Origin of the sequence: Streptomyces sp. NPDC058221 (genome assembly GCF_042882365.1) — a bacterium.
Lineage (GTDB): Bacteria > Actinomycetota > Actinomycetes > Streptomycetales > Streptomycetaceae > Streptomyces.
The window spans coordinates 21,666-32,906 of sequence record NZ_JBHVWF010000092.1 but is presented as its reverse complement, the minus strand read 5'-3'; the positions used below and the strand labels follow the sequence as shown (position 1 = coordinate 32,906).

The window sequence follows — 11,241 nt, the reverse complement described above, 5'->3', positions numbered from 1 at the left end:
CGGCACGGTTTCCGTGGATGCCGTAGTGGGACGGGCCGTGGTGATCGCCTGGCCCTTCGGGCACTGGCGGAAACTGGAGGAACGTTCGGCGTTCTCGTCGGTCCCGGACGCGCGCGCCGGGACGGCGGCCGCCCCCGGACCGTCGAATAGTGTGTCCCAGGATCCCAACGGAATGATCCGGCTCCCGACCCCTGCGGAACTCCCGCTCGTTATGGGAGTGGTTGGCCTGCACCGGCTAGGGCGCAGGCGGTGGCACGGAATAAGGAGCAGATGTGGGGGATTTGGCGGTGGGCGCACGATCCGGACACGACGAACCCGAGGACCGGCCGGACATTCCGGTGAATGCCGAGGCGGCCGGGACCACGGAGGATCGTACGGAGCGTGACGGCGACTCCCCGGGCAGCGGCGGCAGTACGGCCCGGAAGAAGCCCCGCTCCTTCTGGAAGGAGCTGCCGCTCCTGATCGGTATCGCGCTGGTTCTCGCGCTGCTGATCAAGACGTTTCTGGTGCAGGCGTTCTCGATTCCGTCGGATTCGATGCAGAACACCCTTCAGCGGGGTGACCGGGTGCTGGTCGACAAGCTGACCCCGTGGTTCGGTTCGGAGCCCGAGCGCGGTGAGGTCGTCGTCTTCCACGACCCGGGCGGCTGGCTGGAGAACACTCCGGCGGCCGACCCGAACGCGGTGCAGAAGTTCCTCAGCTTCATCGGCCTGATGCCGTCCGCCGAGGAGAAGGACCTGATCAAGCGGGTCATCGCGATCGGCGGTGACACGGTGGAGTGCAAGGCGAACGGGCCGGTCAAGGTCAACGGCAAGGCGCTGGACGACAAGTCCTTCATCTTCAAGGGCAACACCCCCTGCAACGACGAGCCGTTCGGCCCGGTCAAGGTCCCCGAGGGCCGGATCTGGGTGATGGGTGACCACCGTCAGAACTCCCTCGACTCCCGCTACCACCAGGAGCTGCCGGGCGGCGGAACCGTTTCGACGGACGAGGTGGTCGGCCGGGCCGTGGTGGTCGCATGGCCGGTCAACCGCTGGGCCACCCTGCCGGTCCCGAAGACCTTCGACCAGCCGGGGCTGAACGCCGCGGCGGCGATGGCGCCCGGTGCGCTCGGCATCGCGGGCGCCCTGCCGGTCGTGCTGTGGCGCAGGCGGCGCCGGAGTGTGCCGGAGCAGCGGAAGTAGGAAGGCGCAGCGCCCACCGGGCTGCCGCGGCAGCCCCGGGGAACCCCCGCTCGTTGTCAGAAGCGGGACTGCGAGCAGGCCCGGTGGGCAGACGTTGGCGCAGAGTGAGGAATGAATGTGAGCGACGTGGCAGGCGGAGCACGATCTGGACACGGACCGTCCACGGAGAGGTTCGAGCAGCCTGCTGACTCCGCCTTCGACCCGCTCGGAGAGCCCGGTGGCCCTGACGCTCCGGAGGGCGGGCGCACCTCCGAGTGGGGCCGAAAGCAGCCGAAGAAGGCCCGTCCCTTCTGGAAGGAGCTGCCGCTCCTGATCGGTATCGCGCTGGTTCTCGCGCTGCTGATCAAGACGTTTCTGGTGCAGGCGTTCTCGATTCCGTCGGATTCGATGCAGAACACCCTTCAGCGGGGTGACCGGGTGCTGGTCGACAAGCTGACCCCGTGGTTCGGTTCGGAGCCCGAGCGCGGTGAGGTCGTCGTCTTCCACGACCCGGACGGCTGGCTGGACGGCGAGCCCACCCCCGAGCCGAACGCGGTGCAGAGCTTTCTGAGCTTCATCGGCCTGATGCCGTCGGCCCAGGAGAAGGACCTGATCAAGCGCACGATCGCGGTCGGCGGTGACACCGTGTCGTGCAAGAAGGGCGGCCCGGTCGTGGTCAACGGGAAGAAGCTCGACGAGCCGTACATCTTCCCGGGCAACACACCGTGCGACGACATGCCCTTCGGGCCCTTCAAGGTGCCGGACGGCAAGATCTGGGTGATGGGCGACCACCGACAGGACTCCTCGGACTCGCGCTATCACACCAACGACGCGAACAACGGTTTCGTACCGGTGGACGAGGTCGTGGGCCGCGCCGTGGTGGTGGCCTGGCCGGTCGACCGCTGGGCGGCTCTGTCGGTCCCCGACACCTTCGATCAGCCGGGCATCAGCGCCGCGGCAGCCCTCGCGCCCGGCGCCCTCGGCATCGCCGGTGCCCTGCCGTTCGTGATCCTGCGCCGACGGAGGCTGACCGGCGGGCGTACCGCCGGGTAGGGTGCCGACTCGGATCAGCGATTGTCGATCTCCGATGGGGGACGCTGGGATGAGTGGAACAGGACGTACGGATGACGGCCGCGACCGTCTCGGCAGCAGGCTGTCGGGGCTGGCGGTGGCCGTCGGCTGTGTGCTCTTCCTCGGCGGTTTCGCCTGGGCAGCGGTGGTGTACCGGCCGTACACGGTGCCGACCGGGTCGATGACACCGACGGTGAACGCGGGTGACCGGGTTCTCGCGCAGCGCGTGGACGGCAGCGAGGTGCGCCGGGGCGATGTGGTGGTGTTCACCGATCCGGAGTGGGGCGATATGCCCATGGTGAAGCGGGTCGTCGGGATCGGCGGCGACAAGATCGCCTGCTGCGAGAAGGGCGGCAAGCTCACGGTCAACGGCATATCCGTCGAGGAACCGTATCTGCAGACGACGGACCCCGCCTCGGCGAACGACTTCACGGCCAAGGTGCCCAAGGGACAGCTCTTCCTCCTGGGCGACGACCGCACGGTCTCGCTGGACTCCCGGGTCCATCTGGAGGACAGCGGACACGGCTCGGTGCCCCGAAGCGCCGTGACGGCCCGGGTGGACGCCGTCGCCTGGCCGCTGGGCGGCATGGTCGCACGGCCGCAGTCCTTCGCCGCGCTGCCGGGCGGGGTGTCCTCCGAGGGGCCGCTCAAGCTTCAGCTCGGGGCCGTGACCGGCGGTGTGGTGCTCATCCTGGCCGGTGCCGTGTACGGGCCGGTCGCGGCCCGCTCCGGCCGGTCGAAGCGGAACAGGCAGGAGAAGGTGTCCGCCGGTGTCCGCTGAGAAGCGCAAGGTCGCCCGCCTGGTGCTCCTCGATCCGGACGACCGCATTCTGCTGTTGCACGGGTTCGAACCGGAGGACCCGGCGAGCACCTGGTGGTTCACTCCGGGCGGAGGGCTGGAGGGCGACGAGACCCGCGAGCAGGCCGCGCTGCGCGAGCTGGCCGAGGAGACCGGGATCAGGGACGCCGAGCTGGGCCCGCTGCTCTGGAAGAGGATGTGCTCCTTCCCGTTCGACGGCCGGCGCTGGGAGCAGGACGAGTGGTACTTCCTCGCCCGTACGGCACAGACCCTCACGGACACCAGTGGGCAGACCGGTCTTGAACGGCGCAGCGTCGCGGGTCTGAGGTGGTGGACCTCCGCCGAACTGTCGGCGACGCGTGAGACGGTGTACCCGACCAGACTCGCCGGGCTGCTGCGCACGCTGCTCGACGAAGGTCCCCCGCGTACGCCGTTGGTTCTGGCTCCCGAAATCGCCTGAGCGCCCGGGGCGCCGGGGCCTGGCGCACAATGGGGGAACGCACGGCTGAAGGGGAACATGCCAATGAGCGCCGAGGACCTCGAGAAGTACGAGACCGAGATGGAGCTGAAGCTCTACCGGGAGTACCGCGATGTCGTCGGTCTGTTCAAATATGTGATCGAGACCGAACGGCGCTTCTACCTCACCAACGACTACGAGATGCAGGTGCACTCGGTCCAGGGCGAGGTGTTTTTCGAGGTGTCCATGGCGGACGCCTGGGTGTGGGACATGTACCGCCCCGCACGGTTCGTCAAGCAGGTCCGGGTGCTGACGTTCAAGGACGTCAACATCGAGGAGCTCAACAAGAGCGATCTCGAACTTCCGGGTGGCTGAGTTGTCCACATTCCCCGGCTTGTCCACCAAGATCCACTAACGCCGGGCGGACGCGTCAGAGTCGGTGCCGGAGGTGGTGCCGATATGAACGCACGGGGGGCACTCGGGCGGTACGGCGAGGATCTGGCGGCGCGGCTGCTGACCGAAGCCGGTATGTCCGTACTGGAGCGGAACTGGCGCTGTCGCGCCGGCGAGATCGATATCGTCGCGCGGGACGGCGACTCGCTCGTCATCTGTGAGGTGAAGACCCGCAGAGCGGGTGCCTTCGAGCACCCGATGGCCGCTGTGACCCCGGCCAAGGCGGACCGGCTGCGCCGGCTGGCCGAGCTCTGGCTGGACCGGCACGGCGGCCCGCCGCCCGGCGGGGTGCGGATCGACCTTGTCGGCGTGGTGCTGCCCAGGCGCGGTGCGCCCCTGGCCGAGCATGCGCGGGGGGTGGCCTGATGGGGTTCGCGCGGGCCTGTTCCGTGGCACTGGTCGGTGTCGAGGGCGTGGTGGTGGAGGTCCAGGCCGACCTGGAGCCCGGGGTGGCGGCGTTCACCCTGGTGGGGCTGCCAGACAAGAGCCTGGTGGAGAGCCGCGACCGGGTGCGGGCGGCGGTGGTCAACTCCGGCGCCGAGTGGCCGCAGAAGAAGCTCACGGTGGGCCTGTCCCCGGCCTCGGTACCCAAGGGCGGTTCGGGGTTCGATCTTGCCGTCGCCTGCGCGGTGCTGGGCGCGGCCGAGCGGATCGACCCTGCCTCCATCGCCGATGTGGTAATGATCGGGGAGCTGGGGCTCGACGGCCGGGTGCGGCCGGTGCGGGGGGTGCTGCCCGCCGTCCTGGCCGCGGCCGAGGCCGGCTACCGCCAGGTGGTCGTCCCCGAACAGACCGCGGGGGAGGCGGCTCTGGTGCCCGGGGTCTCCGTGCTAGGGGTGCGGAGTCTGCGGCAGCTGATCGCCGTGCTCTGCGACGAACCCGTGCCCGACGAACAGGAGCCCCACGACCAGGGGCGTCCCGACACCATGCTGGCCGGGCTGATGGTGCCCGGCGGCGGTATGGGCACCGGCATCGCCCGGGACTCGGCGCAGGGCGAGGGGCACCGGCCGGACCTGGCGGACGTCGCGGGCCAGGAGCGGCCGCGCAAGGCCCTGGAAGTCGCCGCGGCGGGCGGCCACCACCTTCTGCTGTCCGGACCGCCGGGGGCGGGCAAGACCATGCTCGCCGAACGGCTGCCGGCGATCCTGCCGCCCTTGACCCGGCAGGAATCCCTTGAGGTGACCGCGGTGCACTCGGTGGCGGGCATCCTGCCGCCGGGCGAACCTCTGGTCTCCCGGGCGCCGTACTGCGCACCGCACCACTCGGCGACCATGCAGTCGCTGGTCGGCGGGGGCAACGGGCTTCCCCGGCCCGGCGCGGTGTCGCTGGCCCACCGCGGCATCCTCTTCCTCGACGAGGCGCCGGAATTCTCCGTACGGGCACTGGACGCGTTGCGTCAGCCGTTGGAGTCGGGCCACGTGGTGGTGGCGCGCAGCGCCGGGGTGGTGCGGCTGCCGGCCCGGTTCCTGATGGTGCTGGCAGCCAACCCGTGCCCGTGCGGGCGGCACACCCTGAGCGGGGCCGGGTGCGAATGCCCGCCCTCCTCGGTCCGGCGGTATCAGGCACGGCTCTCCGGTCCATTGCTCGACCGGGTGGATCTGCGGGTGGCCGTCGACCCCGTCAAGCGCGCGGACCTGATGGGGCAGGGCGGCCGCGGTGAGGCGACCGGGACGGTCGCCGCCCGGGTGCGGGAGGCCCGGAAGCGGGCGGGGGAGCGGCTGGCCGGCACTCCCTGGACCACCAACAGCGAGGTGCCCGGACACGAGCTGAGGACCCGGCTGGTCGCGGCGCCGGGGGCGCTGATGGCGGCCGAGCGGGACATGGAACGGGGCCTGCTCACCGCGCGTGGTCTGGACCGGGTCCTGAGAGTGGCGTGGACCGTCGCAGACCTGCGGGGAGCCGACCGGCCGGACGCCTCGGACATCGCGGTGGCGCTGGAACTGCGGACCGGGATCCCGCGAGGGGCCCCGGCGGGGGCGGGGGCGGGGGCGGCATGACGGGGCAGCGGGCCGGAGCGTGCCGCACCGCCCCCGGCGCTTCCTCCTCCGCCGCCGGGCCGGAGCGGCTTGCCGGCGGGGAGCGGATGGCGCGGGCCGCCCTGACCCGGGTCCTGGAGCCGGGGGACGAACGCGGTGGCCGCTGGCTGCGGGAGTTCGGCGCCGCGGAACTGCTGCGGCGGCTCACCGGCCGGGACGGAACGGCCGAGCGGCTGCGCGGCATGACAGCGAAGCGGCTGGCCGGCTACCGGCTCCGGGCGGAGCGGGCCGAGCCCGGACGGGATCTGGCGGCAGTCGCCGCGGTCGGCGGGCGCTTCATCTGCCCGGGTGACGCGGAGTGGCCGAGTCAGCTGGACGACCTGGGCGACACCCGGCCGATGGGGCTCTGGGTACGGGGGAGACCCGATCTGCGGCTCTGGGCGCTGCGCTCGGTCGCGGTGGTCGGCGCCCGCGCCTGCACACCGTACGGCGCGCACATGGCCACGACGCTCGGCGCGGGTCTCGCGGAGCGGGGGTGGGTGGTCGTCTCGGGCGCGGCCTTCGGAGTCGACGGGGCCGCGCACCGGGGTGCTCTCGCCGCAGGCGGAGCGACGACGGCGGTCCTGGCCTGCGGGGTGGACGTCGTCTACCCGCGCGGACACGCCGAGTTGATCGGACGCATCGTCGAACAGGGCCTCGTCGTCGGTGAACTGCCTCCCGGTGATCACCCCACCCGGAGCAGATTCATCCTCCGGAACAGGGTGATCGCCGCGTTGACGAGGGGGACCGTCGTGGTCGAGGCCGAGTTCCGCAGCGGTTCCCTGGTCACGGCGCGCTGCGCACAGCGGCTCGGCCGCTTCACCATGGGTGTCCCGGGACCTGCTACCAGCGGTCTGTCAGCAGGCGTTCATGAACTGCTGCGGGGAGAGGGCGTGCTGGTCACGGATGCCGCGGAGGTCGCCGAACTGGTGGGTGACATGGGGGATCTCGCCCCGCCCCGGCGCGGTCCGGTGCTTCCGCGTGACCTTCTGGACGCCGTCTGTGCCCGGGTTCTCGACGCGTTGCCCGGCCGCGGCGCCGTCGACGGACGCGAAGTGGCCCGCGCCGCGGGGACGAGCGCCGACGAAGCGCTCGCCCGGCTGTACGAACTGCACTCACTGGGGTTCGTCGAACGTCATGGCGATGGATGGCAGTTGACGCGACGGCCTACTTGCAATGACGACGCGCGGCGAGGCGGTACTTGACCTGGAGCATTCGGGTGAAAAGGTGATGCCGATGACCTCGGCGGATCGTTCGGCAACGCCTCCGGGACCGGCGCAGGGCGCCCCGGTCCCGGCGGCGGACGTGCCCTCGTCCGCGCGCGCCGGCATGTCCTTCGCCGCCTGCGGCGCAGGGTCCGGTGCCGCGCCCGGTGTGGTGTCCGTCCGCCCGGAACCGCACAGCGCCGATCCCATATCCTGCGCGCACCGCGACACTTCAGTCACGCTACGCTCACAAGGATCCCGCCCCAGACGTACATTCCCCAGCACTTCACAGCAGAACGGCTCAAGGCACCACATGCCCCAGCACACCTCCGGGTCTGACCGCGCGGCAGTACCACCGGCTGCGCGTGGCACTGTGCGCCCTCCCGCCCCCTCCTCGCTCGACGAGTTGTGGCGGTCGTACAAGACCACGGGCGACGAGCGGCTGCGGGAGCAGCTGATCCTGCACTACTCGCCGCTGGTCAAGTACGTCGCCGGCCGGGTGAGTGTGGGTCTGCCGTCCAACGTCGAGCAGGCCGACTTCGTGTCCTCCGGGGTCTTCGGGCTGATCGACGCCATCGAGAAGTTCGACATCGAGCGTGCGATCAAGTTCGAGACGTACGCGATCACCCGCATCCGGGGCGCGATGATCGACGAACTCCGGGCGCTGGACTGGATCCCGCGCTCCGTACGCCAGAAGGCGCGGGCGGTCGAGCGCGCCTACGCCACGCTGGAGGCGCGGCTGCGGCGCACCCCGTCGGAGGCGGAGGTCGCTGCGGAGATGGAGATCGGGCTGGAGGAACTGCACGCGGTTTTCAGCCAGTTGTCGCTGGCCAATGTGGTCGCCCTGGAGGAGCTGCTGCATGTGGGCGGCGAGGGCGGCGACCGGCTGAGCCTGATGGACACGCTCGAGGACACCGCCGCCGACAATCCGGTGGAAGTGGCCGAGGGCCGTGAGCTCAGAAGGCTGCTCGCCCGGGCGATCAACACCCTCCCCGACCGCGAGAAGACGGTCGTCACGCTCTACTACTACGAGGGCCTCACCCTCGCCGAGATCGGCAACGTCCTCGGGGTCACCGAGAGCCGGGTCAGCCAGATCCACACCAAGTCGGTGCTGCAGCTGCGCGCGAAACTGGCCGACGCCGGGCGCTGAGACCAGCTGCGGGCGACACCCGGCAGGCTCTGCTCCGGACATCGATCGGGACCACCCGCCCCCTCCCGGGCACCGCCCGCCGTAGAGTGGACGCGTGCCCAGGATTCGAGCGGCCTCCGTGGCCGAGCACCGGACCATGCAGCGCGGCGCCCTCCTGGACGCAGCGCGTTCCCTGCTGTCCGAGGGTGGCACGGAGGCATTGACCTTCCCCGCCCTCGCCGAGCGCACGGGCCTCGCCCGGTCCTCCGTCTACGAGTACTTCCGTTCCCGCGCCGCCGTCGTCGAGGAGCTCTGCGCCGTCGACTTCCCCGTCTGGGCGGCCGAGGTGGAGAACGCCATGGAGCGTGCGGGGACGCCGGAGGAGAAGATCGAGGCGTACGTACGACGGCAGCTCGATCTCGTCGGGGACCGGCGCCACCGGGCTGTCGTCGCGATCTCCGCGAGCGAGCTGGACGCGGGCGCCCGGGAGAAGATCCGCGCCGCGCACGGCGGGCTGATCGCCATGATCGTCGAGGCGCTCGGCGACCTCGGCCACGAGCAGCCCCGGCTGGCGGCCATGCTGCTGCAGGGCTCGGTGGACGCCGCGGTGCGACGTATCGAACTGAGTGTGGCGGAGGAGCCCGACGTGATCGCGGACACCGCCGTCGCCATGATCCTCCGCGGCGTCCGGGGCGCGGCCCCCGGCGGACAGGACTGACGCCGGCGCATCCCGCGCCGCGCACCTGCAGCCGTAGTAGGGCCGGGTGTGGCGGTCGGCCGCCCGGGGCCCGCCGGGTGCCCAGCGCCTAAGGCGACCCGCGTTCCCGGCGAAGTTCTCCGTGGCCAGGACTGGTGCCGCCGCGTCAGCGCGAGGCCCAGCAGCAGAGCGGGAGCGGCGGGGCCGCCGACCGGCAGCGCCGCCCGGGTGACCGGGGCCGTGTCGGGCGGGGGCACCGCCGAAGGCCCTGGTCCGGGTACGCCGGTCACCGGCAGCAGCCGGGACGGCCCGCGCCGCAGCAGCGAGGGCGGCAGCAGCGACAGCGGGTCCAGATACGCCGCCGCGCGGCGCAGCCCCCAGTGCAGACAGCCGGACGGGCAGTGGAACGGCCCCGCCGCCATGACCGCCACCACCTGTCCCGCGGTCACCTCGTCCCCCTTCGTGACCAGTGGGCGCACCGGCTCGTAGGTGGTCCGCAGCGGCGGATCACCCGTCCCGGCCAGCTCGATCGCCAGCACCCCGCGCCCCGCGACTCCGCCCGCGAACGAGACCCGGCCGGAAGCGGCGGCGAGCACCGCCGTGCCAGGTCCGGCGGCGAGGTCCACCCCGCGGTGCCCCCGCCCGTAGTCGGTGGCGGGCGGTTCCCACCCCCGTACGACCGCGGGCCGGCCCTCCAGCGGCCAGACCCGTGCGCGGTCCGGCGGATCCACCGGGGCCGGCGCGGCCCCGGACGCCGGCGGCCGATCCGCGGCAGCGGCCGCCGTCCCGCACCACCCCCACCCCATCGCCAGCAGCACCGCAGCGGCGGCCGAGGCCGCCCGCCGCAGAGGGCTCGGCCCGCTGTCCGGCCCGCTGCGCGCCCTGCCGTCCGGTCCGCCGCGGGCCCCGGCCCGGACCCGGGATCCGCCCCGGTCAGATGTGTTTCGCATGGCACAACCGTCCCCCGGCGGCCGGGTTCACGGGGATCATGGAGCAGATCTGTGGAGTACCGGCCGGTTGTGGACAGCGCCGTCACCCGGCACTCGGCGGGTCCCGTACACTTCTTGTGGCGATCCGGGTCACCGGGTCGACTTCGCACGCCCCGCCATCTCCCTCAGAACGGAGGTGGCCGCGCCCCTCGGTCCCTCGTGGCACGGCGCGTCGGGGCGTCAGGCGCGACAGCAAACCTGCGGTCGCGATAACCGAGTACCTCAAGGAGTACGGCCATGGCCGTCGTCACGATGCGGGAGCTGCTGGAAAGCGGCGTCCACTTCGGTCACCAGACCCGCCGTTGGAACCCGAAGATGAAGCGCTTCATCTTCACGGAGCGCAACGGCATCTACATCATCGACCTGCTCCAGTCGCTGTCGTACATCGACCGCGCCTACGAGTTCGTCAAGGAGACCGTCGCCCACGGCGGCTCCATCATGTTCGTGGGTACGAAGAAGCAGGCCCAGGAGGCCATCGCCGAGCAGGCGACGCGCGTCGGCATGCCGTACGTCAACCAGCGTTGGCTCGGTGGCATGCTCACCAACTTCTCCACCGTCTACAAGCGCCTTCAGCGTCTGAAGGAGCTTGAGCTCATCGACTTCGAGGACGTGGCCGCCTCCGGCCTCACCAAGAAGGAGCTCCTGGTTCTCTCCCGCGAGAAGGCCAAGCTGGAGAAGACCCTCGGTGGTATCCGCGAGATGCAGAAGGTGCCGAGCGCCGTCTGGATCGTCGACACCAAGAAGGAGCACATCGCCGTCGGTGAGGCGCGCAAGCTCCACATCCCGGTCGTCGCGATCCTCGACACCAACTGCGACCCCGACGAGGTCGACTACAAGATCCCGGGCAACGACGACGCGATCCGCTCCGTCACCCTGCTCACCCGCGTGATCGCCGACGCCGTCGCCGAGGGCCTCATCGCCCGCTCCGGCGCTGCGACCGGCGACTCGAAGCCGGGCGAGAAGGCCGCCGGCGAGCCGCTCGCCGAGTGGGAGCGTGACCTGCTCGAGGGCGACAAGAAGGCCGACGCCGAGGTCCAGACCTCCGCCGAGACCGAGAAGGTCGCGGACGCCGCCGAGACGCCGGCCGAGGCCGCTGCCGAGGCTCCCGCCACCGAGACGCCGGCCGCCGAGGCCCCCGTCGCCGAGGCCCCCGCCACCGAGGCTCCGGCCGCGGACGGCGAGCAGGCCTGACACCCGTCACGGCTGACGACGGCGGGGGTCGGTGCGCAGGCACCGCCCCCGCCGTTCACCCGTAGATCTTTC

At 71.5% G+C, this 11,241-nt stretch carries 12 protein-coding genes and 2 pseudogenes; 13 read left to right on the top strand and 1 reads right to left on the bottom strand.

The window, feature by feature from the left end; all coding sequences use genetic code 11:
* The 12 genes and pseudogenes from ACFVW8_RS25835 to ACFVW8_RS25780 all read left to right on the top strand — a co-directional run.
* Positions 1-385: pseudogene (locus ACFVW8_RS25835) on the top strand (signal peptidase I); the annotation flags it as partial.
* Positions 282-1,184 (top strand): signal peptidase I, encoded by a 903-nt coding sequence (gene lepB, locus ACFVW8_RS25830; protein ID WP_389693928.1) that lies wholly within the window; start codon positions 282-284, stop codon positions 1,182-1,184. The pseudogene ACFVW8_RS25835 and the gene lepB (ACFVW8_RS25830), both read left to right, overlap by 104 nt.
* 117 nt (positions 1,185-1,301) lie before the next feature.
* On the top strand, positions 1,302-2,216 hold the full coding sequence (gene lepB / locus ACFVW8_RS25825) for a signal peptidase I (RefSeq protein ID WP_389693920.1): 915 nt from the start codon (positions 1,302-1,304) through the stop codon (positions 2,214-2,216).
* Positions 2,217-2,265: 49 nt separating this feature from the next.
* Complete coding sequence (gene lepB, locus ACFVW8_RS25820; protein ID WP_389693918.1) at positions 2,266-3,015, top strand: signal peptidase I; 750 nt, start codon at positions 2,266-2,268, stop codon at positions 3,013-3,015.
* A complete protein-coding gene (locus ACFVW8_RS25815; RefSeq protein WP_389693916.1) occupies positions 3,005-3,493 on the top strand; it encodes an NUDIX hydrolase in 489 nt (162 codons plus the stop codon). The genes lepB (ACFVW8_RS25820) and ACFVW8_RS25815 overlap by 11 nt, the downstream gene beginning before the upstream one ends.
* A gap of 63 nt (positions 3,494-3,556) precedes the next feature.
* Positions 3,557-3,865 carry a DUF2469 domain-containing protein gene (locus ACFVW8_RS25810; RefSeq protein ID WP_003965949.1) on the top strand — a complete coding sequence of 103 codons (309 nt, stop codon included), beginning with the start codon at positions 3,557-3,559 and terminating at the stop codon, positions 3,863-3,865.
* 84 nt (positions 3,866-3,949) lie between these two features.
* Positions 3,950-4,309 carry a YraN family protein gene (locus ACFVW8_RS25805; RefSeq protein ID WP_389693915.1) on the top strand — a complete coding sequence of 120 codons (360 nt, stop codon included), beginning with the start codon at positions 3,950-3,952 and terminating at the stop codon, positions 4,307-4,309.
* The gene (locus tag ACFVW8_RS25800; RefSeq protein WP_389693913.1) at positions 4,309-5,940 is read left to right on the top strand and encodes a YifB family Mg chelatase-like AAA ATPase; all 1,632 of its coding nucleotides are present in this window, start codon (positions 4,309-4,311) and stop codon (positions 5,938-5,940) included. The genes ACFVW8_RS25805 and ACFVW8_RS25800 overlap by 1 nt, the downstream gene beginning before the upstream one ends.
* Before the next feature lie 86 nt (positions 5,941-6,026).
* Positions 6,027-7,163 carry a DNA-processing protein DprA gene (gene dprA, locus ACFVW8_RS25795; RefSeq protein WP_389693926.1) on the top strand — a complete coding sequence of 379 codons (1,137 nt, stop codon included), beginning with the start codon at positions 6,027-6,029 and terminating at the stop codon, positions 7,161-7,163.
* Between the two features lie 313 nt (positions 7,164-7,476).
* On the top strand, positions 7,477-8,313 hold the full coding sequence (gene whiG / locus ACFVW8_RS25790; RefSeq protein ID WP_073739112.1) for an RNA polymerase sigma factor WhiG: 837 nt from the start codon (positions 7,477-7,479) through the stop codon (positions 8,311-8,313).
* A 118-nt stretch (positions 8,314-8,431) separates the two neighbouring features.
* Positions 8,432-9,010, top strand: a complete 579-nt coding sequence (locus ACFVW8_RS25785) for a TetR/AcrR family transcriptional regulator (RefSeq protein ID WP_389693924.1) — start codon at positions 8,432-8,434, stop codon at positions 9,008-9,010.
* Between the two features lie 207 nt (positions 9,011-9,217).
* On the top strand, positions 9,218-9,478 hold the full coding sequence (locus ACFVW8_RS25780; RefSeq protein ID WP_389693911.1) for a hypothetical protein: 261 nt from the start codon (positions 9,218-9,220) through the stop codon (positions 9,476-9,478).
* Here the strand turns inward: ACFVW8_RS25780 and ACFVW8_RS25775 are convergent.
* Positions 9,394-9,795: pseudogene (locus ACFVW8_RS25775) on the bottom strand (murein hydrolase activator EnvC family protein); the annotation flags it as partial. The gene ACFVW8_RS25780 and the pseudogene ACFVW8_RS25775 sit on opposite strands and share 85 nt — an antisense overlap.
* 420 nt (positions 9,796-10,215) lie before the next feature.
* Here ACFVW8_RS25775 and rpsB point away from each other — a divergent pair.
* On the top strand, positions 10,216-11,169 hold the full coding sequence (rpsB, locus tag ACFVW8_RS25770; RefSeq protein WP_389693909.1) for a 30S ribosomal protein S2: 954 nt from the start codon (positions 10,216-10,218) through the stop codon (positions 11,167-11,169).
* Positions 11,170-11,241: the final 72 nt, after the last annotated feature.